Genomic DNA, 20,023 nt, shown 5'->3' with positions numbered 1-20,023 from the left:
CGTTCCCGTGCATTGGGAATGGAAGTGAGTTATATTTTTTTCTCGATGAGTGCAGTGAATTCACTTAAAGAGAGGTCAAAATAATGAGCGGCTTTATAGAGAGTGGTTAAAGATGGAATTTTTTTGCCGTTTTCAATTTCAGAAATATATACCTGATGGGAATCGATTGCATCGGCAAATTTTTCTTGAGATACACCTTTTTTTTGGCGCAGTTCCCGCAGAGTTTCTGCAACTGCATTATTAATCGGCATGTTTATAGGATAAAGGCATTTAAATTGAAAAGTTATAAGCAATAGCTTATAATTATGAATATAAGCAGTTACTTATATAAAATTAATGGAGGATTTTTATGAAAAAAGGTTTAATTGTAATTTCTGGGTTGTGTTTTGCATTGCTTTTTATTGCTTGTAATACAACTAAAACAAAAGGAGCCGGTATAAAAGGTCAGGGATCGACAATAGATACAGGCAAGCGTGTTATGATTGATTATCAGGGTGGTACATTTGGTTCAGAAATTCCAGAGTGGGTTAAACTTGTAGCCGATGGACAGTATTCAGAAAAAGTTTTATCAAAGTCGATGCCAGGTGTTGAAGAAAAAAAAGTGTTTGTAGTTACTAACCGGGGCAATAAGTTGAATTATATTGAGCAGTGGACAGATTTGGTAAAAATAGAAACTGAAGTTGCCGGTATTATGGAAAGAATTGCTGTAAAATCTGTAGAAGCAACAATGAGCGGTAGTGATAATGAAGATTTGCAGGAAACTATAAAAATGTATAGGGAATCATTATCAAGTGTAAGACTTTCTGGATTAGAAAAAGTTGCAAGTTACTGGACTAAAAATAAGATTGTTGATGATGATGGTGAAACAATAGAAACGTTTTATGAATACTATGCCGTATGGGGTATGGATAAAAAGCTTTTTAACAATCAGTTAAAAGAAGCCCTTAAGAGAATTGATGAAACTGCAACTGATACAGCAGCACTTAAGGAAAAAATTATGGAAGATTTGATGGATTCCGTTAGTGACGGTAGCATTACAGATGCTTATCAGTATTAAAATGAAAAAATCTGTTCACATTATTTTCTATTTTTTTACCGTAGTTATTTGTGCATCGTGCAGTTCTTTACCAAAGAATAAAAAACCTTTGTGGGCAGATTCTTTTTCCGTAGTTCAAGTTTTTCCGCCTGAAAAATATATTACAGGCTTGGGGTATGCAGAAACAAGGGAGATGGCTGTTTCTGCTGCGGACGGAAATCTTGCTTCTTATTTTTCTCGAGAAATTTCTTCGCTTACCAGAGTTACTCAAAATCTTTCAAATGCAGATGAAGCGAAAGAAAATCTTTCGAGAGAAATAATTATAAAATCTAATATTGAGTTGTTTGGTATAAAGCATACAGAGTGTTATTTTGATTCGGCTAGTAAGAATTATACTGTGTGTGCTTATATTTCAAGAGATGAGGCATGGAGTATTCTGACGCAAAAACTTTCTGTTGTGCAGAATGCATTCATAAATGGAATTTCTATTGCGGAATCAGAAACGGAGCCTTTTAAAAAATTGCTTGCTGTGAATCATACTTTTTCGCAGGAAGAAGATTTTTTTAATCTTTATGTAATGGCACTTGCTGTATATCCGAAAAGATGTGGTACCTATACTAAGACAGCCCGGCGCTTTGCAATTGAAAAACAAAAAGCAGCAGTGCTGAAAAAGAATGTTACTTTTTCTGTAACAGTAAGTGGTGATTTTTCTAAACAGATAAAAACTAAAATTGAAAGTCAGCTTTCTAAAAATGGATTTACAGTTTCTAAAGACGGTGCATATAAACTGAATGCAACAATTCGGGCAGATGTATATGAATACAATGGAATGTATTCATGTATGCCGCAGATAGAAATATTTATAGATAGTTCTGGTAGTACGGTGGCATCATTTGCAGCGGAATTAAAAAAAATTTCTGCTTACAATGCACAGACGGTAGAAAAAGTTTCGCTGGCAAATCTTGAAAAAATTCTTGAAGAACAATTTGTTCAAGAATGTCTGTATTAAGTTTTATGGAGTAAAAAATGAAAAGACGATTCTTAAAACTTTTGCAGTTTATATTTCTTTGCAGTAGTTCTTTTGCTGCAAAAAGTCTTGATGAAACTCTTAATATTGTTGCGAGTGATATTGTGGAAAAATGTGATGCAGATTCAATTCTTGTAATTGATGATTTTGAATCACCTGCTGAAGAAATGACTTTTTATATTCGGGAACAGATTGCAGATTTGATCTATCACGAAGATGGTTTAGTCCAGATTGTAACAAGAGATAGAATGGACATTATAGAAAAAGAATTAATATTTCAAAATTCAGGAAAAGTGAGTGAAAGAACAATAGTGTCTGTTGCAGAACGTCTTGGAGCAAAATCTATTGTGTTTGGAAAATTTGAAGAATTGAATGGTGGGTATATTCTCAGAGTTCGAATGCTGGATGTGGAGAAGGCTTCATATTTGTTTAGGAAGAGTTATGAGATTTCTCGGTCGTCCAAAACGGAACAGCTTTTAGGACGGGCTTCAGTCTGGCATAAGGCATCGATTGGAAATATTTTAGAAATTAATAAGAATTCGCTTGAATTTATTTCTCCTTCCATAGGAATAGTTTTTAATTATGGGCTTACAAGAAATTTTTCAGTTGGAGTTAATTTCATTACAAGCTTTGATTTGTATGAAAAAAATAATTCTGTCTTAACAGTCGAATCACTTTTGACTTCGAGGTTTTATCTTGTATCTCCGACAGGTGAACCATTATCTGGTTTGTTTTTAGAGGCTATGGGAGGGTTGTCTTTTTTATTTATAAATTCAGAACTTGATAATGCAGCTAATGCCGGTGGAGCTGTTGGTTTTAGATTTGTTTTAAATAAGATTTATGTGGAACCTGTGTTTCGTGCTGGGTATCCCTATTTATTCGGAGCTGGTGTCGGAGCTGGAATAAGATTTTAGGAAAACAGGAGGAAGAAATGTTTAATAGAATAATAAATCAATTTAGCAGAGTAGTTGTTTTGTTTATTATTTTTTTCTGTTTTTCATCATGTGAAAATTCTTTTTTTATTGATGCGGCAGGATTGTATACAGTGTCTTTTGAGACAAATACAGATACTGAACTTGAAAGTTATCGTACAAAAAAAATAGAAAGTATTCCCCTGCTTGAAAAACCTGATTCCATGTTTGTGGGATGGTATACGAATTCTTCTTTTGCAGGAGAAGCAATAACTTTTCCATATGAAGTAAAAAAAGATATTACGCTTTATGCAAAATGGAATCAAAAATTTATAGTTGAGTTTGAATCAAATGGCGGATCTGAAATTGCAAGTTATAAAACGGCAGAAATTTTAACGTTACCTGACATAACTCGAGAGGGGTATTTTTTTGCGGGATGGTATGAACAGTCTGATTTTGGAGGAGAAGCTGTAACAGTCCCATATCAGGTTACGAAAGAAACAATTTTTTATGCTAAGTGGTTGAAGATATATACAGTTAGTTTTGAAACAAATGATGGAACAAGGATAAATCCTATTCAGACTGCAATTATTAACAGTGCACCTGTTACAAGAAAAGATGGAAATATTTTTATTGGATGGTATAAAGAATCTGCACTTGTGAATCAGGTTATGTTTCCATATCAAGTAAATTCAGATATTACTTTATATGCAGGATGGGTAGATGCAAGTAATTCAATTTATACTGTAAAGCATTATCAGCAGGATACATCCCGGAATTCATATACATTTATTGAATATGAAACTAAATATGGTATTGCCGAGGAACAAACAATTGCTGTTGCAAAAAATTATCCTGGTTTTACTGCAATTCCATTTACGCAAAAAATAATTTCTGATGATAATTGTACTACTGTAGAAATTTATTATGATAGAAATATATATACATTAAGTTTTAATTCCAATGGTGGAAGTGGAATTATAGAAAATAAAAATTTCTGGTATGGGGTAAACACGCAGTTACCGGACAATACTTTTGAAAAACGCGGATATGTGTTTGCAGGCTGGTCAAAAACAGAGACAGGAAATATTGATTATGAGAATGAAGATTACTACGCAATAGAAAATAATTCTACATTATATGCTGTATGGGAACCTGTGAGTTATTCTATAAATTATGTTTTGAATAATGGTAAGAATTCAGAATTAAATATTTTTTCATATACAATTGAAGATGAAGTAATTTTGAGTAATCCAATTCGTGAAGGATATGTTTTTTTGGGCTGGTATACAGATTCTTCATTCTCAGAGAGTTCAATTACAAAGATTACTGCCGGAACAACAGGAAACAAAACTTTTTATGCCAGATGGGAAATAATTAAATATTCAGTAACATATATTTTGAATGAAGGAACTTTGCTGGTATCAAATCCTGAAGCATATACAATTGTGACATCAACTTTTGCTTTGAATTCTCCTGTTAGAACTGGATATACGTTTGCTGGATGGTATGATAATCCGGATTTTAACGGAAGCAGCTGTAATCAAATTTCAAAAGGTTCTTATGGCGATAAAGTTCTGTATGCAAAATGGACTGTAAAAAGTTATACCATTACTTATAATTTAAATGGTGGAAAAAACAACAGTAATAATCCCCGGACTTATACGATTGAAAGTGATTTAATAACTTTACAGAATCCAACTCGTGGCGGATGTATATTCAGAGGTTGGTATACATCATCAAACTATTCTGGAAATATAGTAACACAGATTGAAAGTGGTTCAACAGGAAATAAAGTTTATTTTGCAAAATGGGAACTTGTACAATATACAATAGGTTATAATTTAAATGGAGGAAGTTTTATAACTTCATATCCTGAAACTTATTATGTCACGACTGCAACATTTTATTTACCGACTCCTGTTCGGACAGGATATACTTTCGCTGGCTGGTATGCAAATTCTTCATTTTCAGGAAATAAATCAATTCAAATTGTAAATGGAAGTTTTGGAAATAAAACTTTTTATGCAAAATGGACTCCAACAGTTTATACGATTATGTATGAACTTGATGAGGGAATAAATAACAGTCAGAATCCTGATTCATATACAATAGAAAGCAGTACAATTCTGTTAGAAAATCCATCAAGAACCGGTTATATATTTAAAGGCTGGTATCTGGATTCATCTTTTTCCGGAGAACAGGTTTCAGAAATTGAATCTGGTTCAACAGGAAATAAAACTATATATGCAAAGTGGGAGATAATAACCTGTTCAATTACGTATAATTTAAACGAAGGAGAAAATTCTTCTGCGAATTTAAATACTTTTACAATAAAAGATATTCCGCTTGTTTTAAAACCTGCGGTACGAAAAAATTATTCTTTTCTGGGATGGTATGCATCTGCTGATTTTAATGGAGAGCCGGTTTCGCAGATATCTGGTATTGATGATGAAAATGTAACTCTTTATGCAAAATGGATTTATGGATGTGTTGTTACGGCAAAGACAGTAAACACATTTGATGCAAGTACTGTTGATACAGTTGTCGTTTCCGGAGAAATTGCAGTGCAGGGATTACGAACACTTGCATTACGATTGAATAAGTTTTCTTCAGTAACAACACTTGATTTATCAAAAGCAGAAGGTTTATCAACTTTGGAATGTATTTATATTTCAGAAACAAATGGTTCCAGAAAAGCTTCTTTTTTAGACGGATGCAGTAATATTACAAATGTGATTCTACCGGAGAATCTGACAGAAATAGGGGAATATGCTTTTAGAGACTGTAGAACGCTGGAGTCTATAATTATCCCTTCAAGTGTAAAAAACATTGGTGAATCGGCTTTTGTGTATTGCACAGGGCTAAAGGAAATAAATTTACCGGAAGGGCTTGAATCGGTTTCAGATTTTGCTTTTTATAACTGTTTTGGGCTTGAAAGATTAACAATTCCATCTTCTCTTACTACTCTTGGGTGGAATGCATTTGGTAATTGTAGAACTCTTAGTTCTGTATTAATAAAACCTGGATTAACTAGAATTGGTAATCAGGCATTTTATTATTGTGATAGCTTAAAATCTATTGAAATTCCAGATACTGTTGTAACTATTGGAGAAAATGCGTTTGGACACTGTATGCAAATAACAATTATAAATATTCCTGAAAGTGTTAAGGAAATTGAAAAAGAAGTATTTTATAATTGTGATTCATTAGTCAGCATAGTAATTCCTGACACTGTTGAGACTATGGGAGAAGGTGTTTTTGGAATGTGCACTTCTTTATCAGAAATTAACTATGAAGGAACAAAGAGTCAGTGGAATGTAATATCTAAGTCATCAAGCTGGATGGGGAAGAATTCTGCTATCACAAAAATCATTTGCAGCGATGGTGAAATAGAACTGTAGATAAATACATTTTGAGTGAGGGGGATTATTATGGAAAAAGTAATGTTTGTTTGTATTAATAAGTCTTTTGAAAAATTTTCAAATGGAATTATAGTAAAAGGTAGGGAATCTCTTTACGAATGTACAAGGAAATATTGGCCAGTAAATATTTCGAGAGCAAATAGATGTATAGGCAAGTTAGTTAAAAATTCAAAATAGAGTTTTTTATATATATAAATTAGGAGTGAAAATATTAACTATGAAAAAATCTAATTTTAATACAATTGAAGAAATGTCGAAAGAAAAAGCAGATTGGGTTGTTCAAACAAAAAAATTAAATAATTTTAATGGAATAAAAAATACATTAACAAAGCTTTATACATCTTCAGGTCATTTCATTTTTGAATTACTTCAAAATGCGGAAGATGTTTATGCAACTGAAGTAAAGTTTGAATTATATACAGATAGATTAGTTTTTGAACACAATGGTTCTCGACCTTTTGATATCGATGATATTAATTCAATTACAAACATTGGAGATAGTACAAAAGAAGATGATGGAAATTCAATTGGAAAATATGGAGTAGGTTTTAAATCTGTTTTTGAATATACTGCTTCTCCGGAAATACATTCAGCGAATTATCATTTTAAAATTATTGATTTATTTATTCCAAAAAGTATAGATGCTTATAAGGACTATGATCCATCTAAAACTGTAATTATTTTACCTTTTAATACTGAAAAAAATGCTACAACATGTTATGAAGAAATAAAAAATTCTTTTAATGAATTAGAAAGTGATGTTTTATTATTCTTACAAAATATTGCTGAAATAACTTGTGTTTTTGAAGAAACAAAAATTAAAATCTCAAGAACAAATTCATATATACTTGATAATTGTCCAAAAAATGTTTGTAGAATTCAAAAAAGTACTTTCAGTGGAAACAATAGAAAAAACACAAAGCCTGAGTTTTATAAAAGATTTTTTAAGAAAATAAAAGTTAGAAATGGAACTGATGAAAAAAAAATAACAATTGGTATTGCTTTTCAGGTTATTAATAGTGAGAAAAAAAATTGGAAAATTTTTCCAATAGTGAAGAAAGATTCATCTCCGGGTGGAGAAATTTTTGCATATTTTCCATGTAAGTCTGAGGAGTGTAAGTTTTGTTTTCATATACATGCTCCTTTTGCTTTAACTGTTGATAGAGAGAAATTACGTGAAAATGATGAAGCAAATATTAGGGTTATAGAGTGTATTGGGCAATTAATTTGTGAGTCAATGGAAGAGTTAAAAGATGTTGGATTAGTTTCTTTAGAATTATATAAGACACTTCCAAATTTAAAAGATGATATCGATTTAGGAAAGTATGAGAAAATAAGATCAAAAGTAATTACTTATTTTTTGAATAATCCATATATTTTAATGTCTGATGGTTCTTATGAGGATCCACATAATAAGTTTATTGGTTCTCATAATATACAAAATTTGTTAAGTGATGAAGATTTATCTTTGTTCTATAATGTAAATCAAAGAAAGTTTTGGGTAAAGAATCCAATGCAAAATAATCGAGATTATAATTTTCTTATTTCGCTTGGGATAAAAGAATTTGGAATTGTAGAATTTTTAAAAATATTAATAAAAAAGCAAAGAGACGAGAAAGAAGTCTTTAATACAATAATTGAAAGATTTCAAAATCGAAATATATCGTGGTTTGTACGATTATATTCTTTGATGTTTGATGCATGGAAATCCATTGAAACGCAATTTTCAAGAGATTCAATCCGATTGTTGCAATTATGTTATTGTAATGATGAGAAGCTTTATCCATTTGAGGATTGTTATTTAATAAATTCTGTTTCATCAATGGCTTCAGAATCGATACATTGTGTTAATATAGATTGTTTGATTAGTCAAGAAACAAGACATGATTTAGAGTATTTTTTTGAAGATCTGGTTGGAATAAAGGAATATGAATTATCAGATCTGATACATAACGAGTGTAGAAAATTTGAAGAAAAAAGTAATAAAACTATACAAGAGTCTTTGATGTTTTATGAGTTTTATAAAGAAGATAATTCAATTATTGATATATTAAAGCAGTATAAAATTTTTTGTTCTGATAATGGTGTATGGGATAAAGCTGAGTTTTTTTATTTATCAGAAGAATTAAAGGATTCATGTAAAAATCTTTCAATTTATTATGATTACTATAATTTAAAAGTGAATGAAGAAAATAAAAAGATTTATAATAAGTCTTATAGTTATCCAAATATGTATAAATTAAATCCCGAATATAAGACTTTCTTTTACTCTGATGTGGATTTCTCTAAATTTTTAGATTTTCTTGATATAATAGGAATATATACTTCCATAGTTGTGTGGGAATCGCCGTGTAAGATGAATCCAATGTGGTTGAAAATTCAGGAAAATTCTGAAAAGTTTTTTGGTGGAAATGCAACTGAAACAGATGTGGATTACGAAATAAAATATCTAGATTCATTTTTAAAAAGATCTTCTAAGGCTGTTGTTTTTGAGCTTATTTGGAATTTTTTAAAAAGTGCAAATTTAGAATGGAAAAATTGTGAATATAGTCCTGCTAAAAAGTATTTACCAAAATCATATAATTCTCATATTGTTTTAGATTTATGTAATAATGAATGGGTTTTACAAGTTACGGATGATAAGACTTATTTTGTAAAACCAGAAGATGCTTGTTTATCTCGATTACCAGAATATTATGAAAAGGAATATGAAAATTCGAGTATCAAAGAATGGCTTCTTTTAATGAATTTTGGAAAAAATGAGAGTCAAAAAAATGATTCATCTCTTATGGAAGTAGATATAGATTTTGTTCATCTAATCAAAGATTTGCAAAATAAAGGTATTTCAAAACAGAGAATTGTAGAATCTATGAATATACTTAAAAACGAAGATTCTAATTTTATAGATGAGATATCTGATGAAATGAGAAACCAAAGCGTTCGGATAAGTAAAAAACAAAAAGAACTTATAGAATCATTTTTAAGAAGTATTTATAGTGATGAGGATAATAGAATTCATTGTCAAATATGTAAAAAAACTATGCCATTTAAAAATAAAGATGGTGAAGATTATTTTGAAAGTGTTCAATTATTTTCGACTGAATTAGTTCAAAAAGAAGTAAAGGAAAATTATGTTGCATTATGTCCTGTATGTTCTGCAAAAATGAAAGTGTACTATCAGTATAATAAAAATAGTAAGAAACAGTTATATGATAGAATTTATCATAGTCAGCCTAATACTAATGTTTTTAGAATTAATCTTGATAGAGATGAGGAAATCCTTTTTTCAGAATGTCATATCTCGGAATTAAAACAGAGTATGAATAATAAAATATGAATATACATTTGAGATAGGAAAAGTTATTTTAAAACTTCTTAATTAACTTGGTTCATAATAGAATAACAATTGGAACTGTAGACTCTATTGTATATTTTTAAACTAAACGGAGGAATGAAATGACATTTAATGAAGCTTTAGTGAATTTGAGAAAAACTACTATGCCGGAATTTGATGCTGGTTATGCGGTAACAATTCCAGAATTCTGGGATAATTTTGTCGAACCCAGGTTACCAAATGAGAAAACTGTTCTTTATTGGAATAAATTATTAATGGAATATATAAATGAAAACGATCCTATATTTGTTATAAGAGCATTTTCAAATACAAATAAAACTCCAAGAAGGGATCTTTTAACAAGGACAAATAAAAAGTTTTTATTTACTTATTCTGATAATGGATTTGCAAAATTTATTGCAAAATTAGTTTATTCTAATATTGAATTGGATTATGCAGATTTTAAAAAATACATGTCTTCGGGTGAAATGCCTGTAAGTGAATTTATAGGAAGTTTAGAAAAGAGCCGTGCTTTTTATCCAGTTCAAAAATTTGATTATGGTGAATATAAGCTGGCGCATATTATTGATTCTGGAAAGAATTTTTGTGTTGAAGGAAAGTTATTAGACATGCAGGAAATTTGTGATAAATATTTTCCTGCAGGTAACATTGAAGACTGGAAATTTGATGGAAGTAAATATATTAGAGATTTATTGGTTTCAGATGAAGCTAAAAGTATTATAATTGCACATTATTTACGTTTTATTGACCCAATGAATTATTTTTTAACTCCTAAGCCAATGAGAAATGGGATTTCTTATCATAAATGTGAAAATGGTATTAGTGATATAGCAGAATATTCTCCTCTGCAGGTATTCGCGCGAGAAAGATTTTCAGAACTATATGGTAAAAGTTATGATGAATTTCTAAAATTAATTATGATTACTGATAGTGGTAATTATTCAAAAAATAAAGATTTAAATAATGATATTGGAATTCGCTGGCAAAAGTTTTCGCTGGAATCAAAAAACAATGCCAAAGAAGATTATAATTTTTCAAAATCAGTAGATATAAGTCTGGAGCATAAAATTCAAGATTGTGATGTAAAAGCAAGGTATTATTCTAATAGATTAATCTTTTATCGGGATATAATTGAGCCATTAGGTGATAATGATATATTTGAATGTATAACACCAGAAGGTACATTTGCTATGTCTAAGAAGGATTTTTATCGAGTTTTTAGTAATGTTGCAAATAATGTTACATGTTACATTCGCGATGGAAAATATTCATATCCAAAAACTCCGGAAAAAGCAAGACAGTTTCTTATAAAGGATTAATTGTGAATGTGAAGTACAGGGCGATGCATTCATGGCTCGCTTCCGAACGGAATACCAAAATCAAGTATATAAACATCACCACGAGTCATTTTTTATGCTCTCCCATACGGTTGACAGGCTTGATTTTCTACATAAGCAAGTGCATCTGACATATTAAACCTCCAGCAACAATTAGAGAATGAAATTTAATATTTTGCACAAAGTCAAGTTAGACCTGATTTTTATTTATCATGTTACATTAAATATACACCGTAGCATCAGCCAACAGTGCGTATATCTGTATAACTATTAATTCACAGAGATAACAACTGCTTAAACCGCACAGGCCTTGAGCCTGTGTCGGCTTTGAACTTCTTGTTATACGAGTACAGACTTCTTCTTTGCAATAGATATATGTTCTTTTTCTGAGTTCTTAGCAAGAAGATATACACAATATTGATTCATGCTTACGCCTTCTTTTTTTGAATCTTCTGCGAGAATTTTATGTAATGTCTTTGGAAGACGAAGCTTAAACTGACCGGAATAGGAATTTGCGGTTTCTGGTTCTGCTATTTCTATATTATCTTCAATTGCAGCGGTTAACCATGCTTTTTTTGCGTCTTCAGCATTTGCAACGACTTCAGCTACAGTTTCTCCACAAGTAATGCAGCCAGGAAGTTCCGGATATGAAGCGACGAAACCAGATTCTTCTGTATCTGGAATAATTTCCAATTTATATGGTAATTTCATATATTCTTCAAAAGTTTTCATATCAGTCCTCCTTCTTCTTGTTGGCTTCTTCTGCCTCAACTATTTCTTTTACCATTCTTACATAAACGACTTTTATCGGTTCATGATTTGGGATGGTAATAGGATTGCACCCGGGTTTTCGGAATGTATAATGACTACTACCGCTTTTTGGTTGTGATACAACATACCCATAGCTTTGCAGAATTTTGCTTAGTTCTGCAAACCGCATATTCTTATCAAGCGATTTTATTTTGCTTAATAATTTTTCCCATTGTGCCATGATTATATTGTATATGGTGTCATATATGGTGTCAAGTTATTTTCCAATTAGTATTTGATAACTCTTGGCTTTCCTATACTTCCATCCCATAATTTCATTTTCTCTATAATTTCTAAGCAAATCCAAGTCAACTTCAGCCAGATAAATACCTTCTGTCTCAGGAGCTTCAAATACACACATATCCCGTACACCGTCTTCTTCGCGAAGCCAGGCAACTCCATCAAAAAGAGTGGAATGACCGTTGCAATCAGGTTGACCGGCAGGATAATTACATGTGCAAACTGCCAGCATGTTTTCATATGCACGAGTTCGCAATGCTGATAACCTGTTAATTTCCATAGGACAGGCATTTGGAGCAAGAATTATTTCTGCCCCTTTAAGCATTAGTACTCTTGCGCTTTCTGGAAACTCTCTGTCAAAGCAAATCATTGTACCGATTTTTACCTTTGTAAACCCCAAATCTAAATCAGCAACGTAAAAATCATCTCCCGAAGAAAGTACTTTTTCAACGTCAAAATCACATGTATGAACTTTTGAGTAATGTAAAACTTCGTTTCCTTTCTTATCAAAGAAGATTACGGAATTCAACGGCTTGGGATTGTTAGTTTCTAAAAAAGTGATTCCAATTGCAAGATTTAGTTCTTGCGCTAGTTTCTTGAAAGAAAGAATAAAATTAGAATTTTTATTTATTGATTGAGATTCAAGTTCTTTTTGATCCAATGAAATTTTATAACCTGTACTCCACATTTCTGGAAATAAAGCTATATTCGCTCCGAGTTTTTTTGCTTCTATGCAGGCATCCAATCCTTTTTTTAAATTTTGCTCAATTGAAGCTTCAGGAAGCAATTGTAACATTGCAATTTTTATCTTCATACATTCTCCAATCTAGCTGCCCAATGCGGGCGTCCACATAACTTATATTACACTTCATCAATTAAATTAACCCGTTTTCTTCTTTCCTGCCAGTCTGTAACAAGTTCTTCCGGTGCGATTGGAATAGCTTCATCAGCCCATTGCCAGGTCCATCGCCGAATAGAAAAAAGCTGGTTGCTTCGGAAGCTTAATATAATTCCATCTCCGTCAGGGCCGGGATTTTTTTTATCAGGAGAAATATTCTGGTTTTCTCCCCAGATGCGGTTTTTTGCATAGCGGGCTGCATAACCGTGAAGATGGATTTTATAATCTAAAAAACAATCATGACACATACAGCCGAAGGACCCTCTTGTCATTTTGCGGAAATCATAGTCCTTAGGAAGTGTAAAAACTTCTTTTGTAAGCTGAATGTTTTTCATTTCGCCTAAGGAATATCGTCGTTTTCCATTTTTTATTACGTCAAGAGCATGAAGATTCCAGTTTCCGTTATCAAAAATAAGCTGCCACGGTTGTACTCGTCTTGGAGATGGTTTGGTATCCGTGAGGGATTGATAATCAAAAGTAATTATCAGGTTTTCTCTCAGGGCTTTATCCAGAAGCCGCCAGGTTTCTGCAGGAATGTCTTTATTTGGTGCACCGACAAAAATTATTCTGTCATTATCGGGAGATTTATTTATTTTAATATTTTCAATTGATAAATCCTGCTTTTCTATAGCAAGGGATTCAAAAACTTCCTGAGCTTCCTTGTAAAGAGGATTTCCTTTTACAATATCCATAAGAGTCTTAATCAGTTTTGCGGCTTTTGCAGCATTGTCATCTGTATAAAAACGCGGTAACCGGTATTTTGGATCAGTATAGAAATATCCGCTTGTTTCAAAATCTGTATCAATTGGAGCCTGATATTTTTCTGTAAGCTCCTTTATGTCACGGAAAAAAGATGTTCTTCCAGTTTTTATTTTATACTTGTCATTAAGTTCAGAAATGATCTGATTCCATTTCAGTTTTCGTCCAGATGCTATAATTTCATCAATAGCCTGAAATCGTTTTGCTTTTTCTGTAAAGTCTATGGCCATAAAATCTCCGCCCGTTATTTATATTTTAGACTATAAGATTGAATTGTCAATTTTATTTCTCACTTTGAAATAACAGGGAGGATTTTTTGTGAAGTTATTCGTCCAGGAATTTTCCACCGGTTTTTTTATAGCCGTTTTTTTCTGTGGAGAAGAGTGTATTGTTCTCCTGCAGCTTGAATATTCCCCCGGTAATTTTAATTTCGTGAACAGATGAGGCATCGTCTTTTTTTGTGTCGGTTTTGAAAGCTGTTTCGTTATTTGAAATAAAAAAGTTTCCGGAATCAATAAAAATAGTCTTATCTGCTTTTATTCCGTTTTTTGAATTTGAAAGGTATGCAGAAAAAGTTTTTCCTTTTTCAACAGTAAAGGTTTTACAGTTAATGGCAGAACCGTCTTTTGTTCCTTCAAAGTGGTAAGTGCCGGAACCTTTGAGTTTTACATCATCAGCTTTTACACCGTGATAAGTTTTTCCGGAAATATAAATAGTTCCTTTTCCGCCGATTTCAAGATTTTTTTTACATTGAACTGCGGCGGTTTTACTTCCGGAAGAACCAGAAGCGATTATATAGTTTACGCTTTTTTCTACTGAAGAGATTTCTGTTTTTGCTTCTCCGTAAACTGCAGGCTGTCCGTTTGTGTTTTCAATAAACGCATTATTAAGTTTTAAGACGGTATTTTTTGTTTTGTTTATAATCTGTCCGTTAAAGTAACCTGAGATTATATATTCGGCTCCTTCCTTTTTCGGGCAGAGGGTGACGGTGTTTTTTTCTATTTTAACAGATGAATCAGAAGGAATAATTTTGAATTCACCGTAATTTTTTTTGTCCTGAGAAAAACAGAATGTTCCTAAAATAAAAATTATTGCTGCAGAAAAAAGTTTTTTCATAAAGTTTTCTCCCTGGTTTTAAAAAGTATTAGTCTTCTATAAATATAGCGCCTGATGTGTTCCAGCTGTCTTCATCGGTTGTATAAAGACTTGTATTGTTGAATAAATGAAATGTTCCTCCTGCCAGGTTTATGTAATGAGCCGTATTAGGAGAGTCTTCGGAAGTATCTGTTTTTAGGGCAGTACCGTTGTCGTATAAATAAAAGTTTCCTGAGGCAACAGAAATATTGCTGTCAGCTTTTATTCCGTTTTTTGAATTTAATAGATAGCAGGAGAAGGTTTTGTCTTCTTCAACAGTAAGTGTCGTGCATTTAAGGGCTGAGCCTTTTAGAGTCCCTTCAATATAAAACTTTCCGGTACCTTTTATTTTTGCTTCTTCTGATTCAACTCCGTGACAGATTTTTCCCGATACGTACAAAGTTCCGCCGCCACCTAAAACAAGTCCCCGTTTTCCTTCAAGAGCTGCGGTTTTAGCAAATCCTTTTCCCCAGGAAACGATGTAGTTTGTGCTGTCTTTTGCTGCAGAAATTTCTGCTTTGGCTTCACACAGAAGGGCAGGTCGTCCGTTTGAGTTTTCGATAAATGCATTCTTTAGTTTTATAACAGTGTTTTTTGTTGTGCAGCAGATTTCTCCGTTGTAGTATCCGCTGAGTGTATAGGTAACATCTTCTGCTTCTGGTGCAATTACGATAGTGTTTTTTCCAAATTTTACGGAATCATTCAAAGGTGAAATTTGTAATTCCGTTCCATAATTTTTTCTTGCTTCATCATAATTAACAGAAAGTTTTACAGGTACTTTCTTAAAGCAGGATGTAAACATAAGAGAAATTATTATTGAAAATAAAAAAAGTTTTTTCATAAGCAGTTCCTTTATATAAATAAATTATATTCATCGGTTTTTCTAAAAACAATGAAGATAATTTAAGAATTCAAAATATAAATAAATATTATTCGTATAATTTTTTTTTATATTTTATTTTTTTAAGAATTGTAAGAGTTTTTGAATTATACTTTTTTTTCAAGGAGGTAAGATTAAGATGGCAATTGAAGTTTTCAACAGGCGTGAAATAAAATATATGCTCGATGATGACGACAAAAATGCATTGCTTTCGATTATTGGTGAATACATGAACAGTGATCCGTTTAATAAAGACGGAAAAACTTATTCCATCTGCAATTTATATCTCGATACAGAAGCTGATGAATTGATTCGTAAATCGCTGGAAAAACCTGTATTTAAAGAAAAGATTCGTTTAAGAAGCTATGGAACAGTTGCACTGACAGATAAAGTTTATCTTGAAAGTAAGAAGAAATATGATCACGTTGTAAATAAGCGGCGCACGGCTTTTATTCTTTCTGATGTATATGAATATTTTGAAAAAGGAATAATACCTCAAAACCCTGAAGTAAAAATGAATCCTCAGGTTATGAAAGAAATAGATTACATCATGAATTTTTATAATTTAAAACCGAAGGTTTTTATTTCTTATGACCGTCTTGCGTTCTTTGAAAAAAATAATTCAGATTTTCGCCTGACAATTGACAGGAACATTCAGTCCCGGAGAACAGATCTGAGACTGGATTCTCCTGCATATGGACAGCAGCTTCTTCCGGAAGGAAAGTGGCTTATGGAAGCAAAGGCATTTAAGGCTTTTCCGTTATGGTTTGTAAGGTTCCTTTCTTCAAGGAAAATTTACAGCACTTCTTTTTCTAAATACGGTACGGAATATAAAAATTACGTGCTGACAAAAAAATAAATTTACTGACAGAGGTTTATTATGAAAGAATTTTTATTGGGCTTTTCAATTAAGGCAGAAGATGTAACAATCTTTATGAACATGATTCTTGGACTTATTGCCGGAGTGATGATTTCCTGCGGTTATATTCTTGCAAACAGAAATAAAAAGTTTTCCAAGAATTTTGTAATAACAGTTATGCTTCTTCCTGTGATAATGACTATTGTGATTCCGTTTATTGCCAGCGATCTTAAGAAGACACTTTCCCTTGCAGGGGTTTTTGCTTTGTGCCGTTTCAGGAGTATTCCTGGAGATTCAAAAGACATTCTTTATGTTTTCTTTTCAATTGCAACGGGACTTATAATCGGTCTTAACAGTTACTTTGTTGGATTCCTTCTTGTATTCTGTGTAAGCATTATTTTTGTTCTGACATCCCGACTTTGGAAAGTTGAAGATAAACAGATTCTTAAAATTACGATTCCTGAAGATATGAATTACAAAGATGTGTTTACAGATATTTTTGAAAAGTATGTTGAAAAGTATGATGTAAAAAATGTAAAGACTTCCAATATGGGAACTCTGTTTACGATTTCGTATTGGATTCAGCCGAAGAAAAATATTGATACAAAAGCTTTTATTGATGAATTAAGAACCCGTAACGGTAATCTGAATATTATTATAGAAAATCCTGAAGATATGATGGTGCCGGTATTGTAAAAAAAAAAATTTATATTTGGGGCGTGTCCGGATTTTGTTTACGGATGCGCCCCATTTTTTTTTGCTAGAACTTTTTCTTAAACTTATAGCTCCAGGTAAGCGGAATTGAAACTGAAGAAAGTCCGTCGTATTGAGCATTGTTCCAGTCGAACCGGATACCTGTACTGATACTCCCTGCATCAGAAGGAAGTTCAACGGTGACTTTCGGATAAAGGGTAGTCCAGGTTGAATCTGTATTTCCGAACATCGTCCTGAGTTTGAAATTCAATTCCAGTTCAAGGTTTTCTGATATTGTTTTTGACAGTCTGAGCTGATGATAGAAAGGTATTGCACCTGAAGTAAATTTATCATTGCGTTTTGCTTTTCCGTTTTTATATTTTACTATGGTTGAACCTCGGGAAATTGTTGCTGTTTTTGTGTCGATAAGGTTTCCGTTGCTGTCATAGTATTTTATAGTTCCAATGTATTCATCGTTAAGTCCGGAAATCACATCTGCATAAATACTGAAACCGAGGTTTTCAAAATTGTATCCGCCGCTTAAGCCGACAGCATATTTTGTAGACTGCTTTTTGAATTTGTAAATATCATTGTCTTCATCATCATTTCCGATGACGCAGGTTTCAGGCAGGTAGTCTGAAGTTGTAAAATTGTAATAGAAAGCTGCATTGAGAATAAGATTATCTATAGAAGTCAGTCCTGCAAAGAATCCCATTTTATAATCCTCTGCCGTAAAGTTATGAATGGTAAATCCAAAATCCATAAACTCTGTAACGTTAAAGTCTGTTCCAAAATCATAAGCCGATTCAAATTCATTTTTTCCCGGATACATTGTAGAACCGGCTGCAAGGATAAGATTAAACTGGTTGTAGTCTCCCCAGTTCCATTCACTTGTGGCACCTAAAGCAAAACCATTGCTGAAAACAGAAAAAGAATCTGTTCCAAAATATTCTTCGTGCCCCAGAGAATCAGTCAGCAGTCTTCCGTATTTAGTAGTATCATCTGCAGCGGCAAGATATGCTGAGGGAATTGAAAACCGTTTGTAAAAATTATTACCTGCTGCAATAGAAAAATATTGTGAAGGTTTAAAGTAGACGTATCCCGATGGAATAAAAATAAGATCAGAATATGCTTCTTCATTATCAGTCCATAAAAATTCCAGACGTCCTTTTATTTCTATTGAATCAGATTCGAATTCCGCCTGAAGTTCATCTCCAAAAGCGAGACTGTCATTTTCAGAAATTGTGTCTCCTGATGCAGAATACACTTTCTGTTTTGTATGTGAATATAAATCATATTCACCAAGAGTATCTAAATCTGAGCCTATTGTATTTTTTATTGTTAATTTTTCCGGGTAGACAGAAACAGAGGCAGCTGCTGTTAAAACTGCTGCGGTAAGAAAAATCTTTTTCATAAAAAAAGTCCTCCATAATTTAACGTAAGCAATTATGAAGGATTTTTCAAATATGAATCTTTAAGTATTTTAAATTTTAGATAAACCTGTGTTATTTTTCAGTTTTGCAGGAACCTCTGATAATAAGCTTTGGTTCAATAAGAATTTCTGATGGAACATCTTCGCCCTCAATAAGCTTGATTGCGGTAGAGATGATTTTTTCTCCGAATTCCCAGTAATTATATCCGATACTTGTAAGCTGCGGTGTAACAAGCGAAGCAATATAAGTATCATCAAAACTGACAACGCTTATATCCTGAGGAACATTCAGATTATGCTCATGGATAGATTTAAGGATGCCAACTGCCGTAAAGTCATTAACGGCAATTACTACGTCAGGAACTTTTCCGCTGTCGAAGATTTTGTTCATGGCTTCATGTCCGCCGACTTCATCATAGCGTTCATTTTCTACATCAAATTCAGGAATGTATGGTATTCCCTTTTTTTTCAGCATGGTTTTATAGCAGTCATGTAAAATGACTTTTGATAAGTTTTTGCAGCTTCCTCCGGCAAAGGCAATGCTGTTGATTCCTTTTAGAGAAAGAAGATAATCCATAACAAGGGTCATGGCTTTTTTTTCGTTAATATTTACACGGGTACAGTTTGCTCCGGTAAGATTTCCGGTAACGATAACAGGAGTGTCTTCAGCAATTGCATTTACTTTTGAAGCGTATTCCTGATCAGTGTTTATTTCATCAGGAGCACCGCCTATAAGAATCATTGCATCTACCTTCTGCTGAGAAAGACGGTCTACCAGAGAAAATTCATTCAGCCTGTCACTGAAAGAATTACAAAGCAGCAGGTTGTATCCTCTTTCAGTGGCTGCCTGTTCACAGCTTACAAAAAGAGTTGAGTAAAACGGGTTGCGGATGTCTGCTGTAAGGATTCCAATAAGGTTTGATTTGCTGCTGATAAGGCCACGGGCTAAAGCGTTAGGTTGAAAATTATACTTATCAATAACAGCCTGAATTTTTTTACGTTTTTCTTCGTTGACCTTTACTTTGCCGGTAAGAACTCTTGAAACTGTAGAAACTGAAACACCGGCTTCTCGCGCGATATCAACAATTGTGATGTTTTTTTTCATTGTACACCTTGAACCATTATGGTAATATAATTTTATAATGAAAACCTTTTCATAAATTATAAGGGATTTATCAAAGGAACGCAAGAATTTATAAAAAGGCTTAAGGAAATATAATTTTTACA

At 32.5% G+C, this 20,023-nt stretch carries 18 protein-coding genes; 9 read left to right on the top strand and 9 right to left on the bottom strand.

The features are described 5' to 3' along the window. Positions 1-29: 29 nt before the first annotated feature. Positions 30-251 carry a helix-turn-helix domain-containing protein gene (locus tag HNP77_RS05505; RefSeq protein ID WP_184652174.1) on the bottom strand — a complete coding sequence of 74 codons (222 nt, stop codon included), beginning with the start codon at positions 249-251 and terminating at the stop codon, positions 30-32. A gap of 98 nt (positions 252-349) precedes the next feature. On the opposite strand from HNP77_RS05505, the gene HNP77_RS05500 reads away from it, so the two are divergent. The 7 genes from HNP77_RS05500 to HNP77_RS05470 all read left to right on the top strand — a co-directional run bounded on the left by HNP77_RS05500 (position 350) and on the right by HNP77_RS05470 (position 11,073). Then, positions 350-1,057, top strand: coding sequence for a hypothetical protein (locus HNP77_RS05500; RefSeq protein WP_184652173.1), 708 nt, complete (start codon positions 350-352; stop codon positions 1,055-1,057). Between the two features lies 1 nt (position 1,058). After that, complete coding sequence (locus tag HNP77_RS05495; protein ID WP_184652172.1) at positions 1,059-2,045, top strand: hypothetical protein; 987 nt, start codon at positions 1,059-1,061, stop codon at positions 2,043-2,045. 17 nt (positions 2,046-2,062) lie between these two features. After that, positions 2,063-2,977, top strand: coding sequence for a hypothetical protein (locus tag HNP77_RS05490; protein ID WP_184652171.1), 915 nt, complete (start codon positions 2,063-2,065; stop codon positions 2,975-2,977). 17 nt (positions 2,978-2,994) lie between these two features. Continuing rightward, entirely contained in the window at positions 2,995-6,378 is a 3,384-nt protein-coding gene (locus HNP77_RS05485; RefSeq protein ID WP_184652170.1) for an InlB B-repeat-containing protein, read from the top strand. A 30-nt stretch (positions 6,379-6,408) separates the two neighbouring features. Next, a complete protein-coding gene (locus tag HNP77_RS05480; RefSeq protein ID WP_184652169.1) occupies positions 6,409-6,576 on the top strand; it encodes a hypothetical protein in 168 nt (55 codons plus the stop codon). A gap of 40 nt (positions 6,577-6,616) precedes the next feature. Continuing rightward, entirely contained in the window at positions 6,617-9,736 is a 3,120-nt protein-coding gene (locus tag HNP77_RS05475) for a sacsin N-terminal ATP-binding-like domain-containing protein (RefSeq protein WP_184652168.1), read from the top strand. A gap of 119 nt (positions 9,737-9,855) precedes the next feature. Continuing rightward, a complete protein-coding gene (locus HNP77_RS05470) occupies positions 9,856-11,073 on the top strand; it encodes a hypothetical protein (RefSeq protein ID WP_184652167.1) in 1,218 nt (405 codons plus the stop codon). Positions 11,074-11,430: 357 nt separating this feature from the next. Here HNP77_RS05470 and HNP77_RS05465 read toward each other — a convergent pair whose 3' ends face one another. From HNP77_RS05465 to HNP77_RS05440, 6 genes are all read right to left on the bottom strand, one after another. Next, complete coding sequence (locus tag HNP77_RS05465) at positions 11,431-11,823, bottom strand: type II toxin-antitoxin system HicB family antitoxin (protein WP_184652166.1); 393 nt, start codon at positions 11,821-11,823, stop codon at positions 11,431-11,433. Between the two features lies 1 nt (position 11,824). Further along, on the bottom strand, positions 11,825-12,082 hold the full coding sequence (locus HNP77_RS05460; RefSeq protein WP_184652165.1) for a type II toxin-antitoxin system HicA family toxin: 258 nt from the start codon (positions 12,080-12,082) through the stop codon (positions 11,825-11,827). A gap of 36 nt (positions 12,083-12,118) precedes the next feature. Then, complete coding sequence (locus HNP77_RS05455; protein WP_184652164.1) at positions 12,119-12,955, bottom strand: carbon-nitrogen hydrolase family protein; 837 nt, start codon at positions 12,953-12,955, stop codon at positions 12,119-12,121. 47 nt (positions 12,956-13,002) lie between these two features. Continuing rightward, entirely contained in the window at positions 13,003-14,028 is a 1,026-nt protein-coding gene (locus HNP77_RS05450; protein WP_184652163.1) for a helix-turn-helix transcriptional regulator, read from the bottom strand. Positions 14,029-14,122: 94 nt separating this feature from the next. Further along, complete coding sequence (locus tag HNP77_RS05445; protein ID WP_184652162.1) at positions 14,123-14,914, bottom strand: carbohydrate-binding domain-containing protein; 792 nt, start codon at positions 14,912-14,914, stop codon at positions 14,123-14,125. A 28-nt stretch (positions 14,915-14,942) separates the two neighbouring features. Continuing rightward, the gene (locus tag HNP77_RS05440; RefSeq protein WP_184652161.1) at positions 14,943-15,773 is read right to left on the bottom strand and encodes a carbohydrate-binding domain-containing protein; all 831 of its coding nucleotides are present in this window, start codon (positions 15,771-15,773) and stop codon (positions 14,943-14,945) included. A gap of 178 nt (positions 15,774-15,951) precedes the next feature. On the opposite strand from HNP77_RS05440, the gene HNP77_RS05435 reads away from it, so the two are divergent. Both HNP77_RS05435 and HNP77_RS05430 read left to right on the top strand, forming a co-directional pair. Beyond that, entirely contained in the window at positions 15,952-16,671 is a 720-nt protein-coding gene (locus tag HNP77_RS05435; RefSeq protein ID WP_184652160.1) for a polyphosphate polymerase domain-containing protein, read from the top strand. Between the two features lie 21 nt (positions 16,672-16,692). Further along, positions 16,693-17,367 (top strand): DUF4956 domain-containing protein, encoded by a 675-nt coding sequence (locus HNP77_RS05430; protein ID WP_184652159.1) that lies wholly within the window; start codon positions 16,693-16,695, stop codon positions 17,365-17,367. Between the two features lie 64 nt (positions 17,368-17,431). On the opposite strand, the gene HNP77_RS05425 is transcribed toward HNP77_RS05430, so the two are convergent. Together HNP77_RS05425 and HNP77_RS05420 are read right to left on the bottom strand one after the other, a co-directional pair. Beyond that, positions 17,432-18,778 carry a hypothetical protein gene (locus HNP77_RS05425; protein WP_184652158.1) on the bottom strand — a complete coding sequence of 449 codons (1,347 nt, stop codon included), beginning with the start codon at positions 18,776-18,778 and terminating at the stop codon, positions 17,432-17,434. Between the two features lie 91 nt (positions 18,779-18,869). Next, entirely contained in the window at positions 18,870-19,901 is a 1,032-nt protein-coding gene (locus tag HNP77_RS05420; protein WP_184652157.1) for a LacI family DNA-binding transcriptional regulator, read from the bottom strand. Positions 19,902-20,023: the final 122 nt, after the last annotated feature.

Origin of the sequence: Treponema rectale, from assembly GCF_014202035.1 — a bacterium.
GTDB lineage: Bacteria > Spirochaetota > Spirochaetia > Treponematales > Treponemataceae > Treponema_D > Treponema_D rectale.
Note: the sequence above shows the minus strand (reverse complement) of the source record. Positions and strands in the feature narration are given on the sequence as shown.

Coding starts and splice junctions, on each gene's coding strand:
- HNP77_RS05430 (WP_184652159.1), top strand. CDS start 16,693: ATGAAAGAATTTTTATTGGGCTTTTCAATTAAGGCAGAAGATGTAACA.
- HNP77_RS05450 (WP_184652163.1), bottom strand. CDS start 14,028: ATGGCCATAGACTTTACAGAAAAAGCAAAACGATTTCAGGCTATTGAT.
- HNP77_RS05420 (WP_184652157.1), bottom strand. CDS start 19,901: ATGAAAAAAAACATCACAATTGTTGATATCGCGCGAGAAGCCGGTGTT.
- HNP77_RS05480 (WP_184652169.1), top strand. CDS start 6,409: ATGGAAAAAGTAATGTTTGTTTGTATTAATAAGTCTTTTGAAAAATTT.
- HNP77_RS05490 (WP_184652171.1), top strand. CDS start 2,063: ATGAAAAGACGATTCTTAAAACTTTTGCAGTTTATATTTCTTTGCAGT.
- HNP77_RS05445 (WP_184652162.1), bottom strand. CDS start 14,914: ATGAAAAAACTTTTTTCTGCAGCAATAATTTTTATTTTAGGAACATTC.
- HNP77_RS05500 (WP_184652173.1), top strand. CDS start 350: ATGAAAAAAGGTTTAATTGTAATTTCTGGGTTGTGTTTTGCATTGCTT.
- HNP77_RS05475 (WP_184652168.1), top strand. CDS start 6,617: ATGAAAAAATCTAATTTTAATACAATTGAAGAAATGTCGAAAGAAAAA.
- HNP77_RS05485 (WP_184652170.1), top strand. CDS start 2,995: ATGTTTAATAGAATAATAAATCAATTTAGCAGAGTAGTTGTTTTGTTT.
- HNP77_RS05495 (WP_184652172.1), top strand. CDS start 1,059: ATGAAAAAATCTGTTCACATTATTTTCTATTTTTTTACCGTAGTTATT.
- HNP77_RS05440 (WP_184652161.1), bottom strand. CDS start 15,773: ATGAAAAAACTTTTTTTATTTTCAATAATAATTTCTCTTATGTTTACA.
- HNP77_RS05425 (WP_184652158.1), bottom strand. CDS start 18,778: ATGAAAAAGATTTTTCTTACCGCAGCAGTTTTAACAGCAGCTGCCTCT.
- HNP77_RS05470 (WP_184652167.1), top strand. CDS start 9,856: ATGACATTTAATGAAGCTTTAGTGAATTTGAGAAAAACTACTATGCCG.
- HNP77_RS05505 (WP_184652174.1), bottom strand. CDS start 251: ATGCCGATTAATAATGCAGTTGCAGAAACTCTGCGGGAACTGCGCCAA.
- HNP77_RS05455 (WP_184652164.1), bottom strand. CDS start 12,955: ATGAAGATAAAAATTGCAATGTTACAATTGCTTCCTGAAGCTTCAATT.
- HNP77_RS05465 (WP_184652166.1), bottom strand. CDS start 11,823: ATGAAAACTTTTGAAGAATATATGAAATTACCATATAAATTGGAAATT.
- HNP77_RS05460 (WP_184652165.1), bottom strand. CDS start 12,082: ATGGCACAATGGGAAAAATTATTAAGCAAAATAAAATCGCTTGATAAG.
- HNP77_RS05435 (WP_184652160.1), top strand. CDS start 15,952: ATGGCAATTGAAGTTTTCAACAGGCGTGAAATAAAATATATGCTCGAT.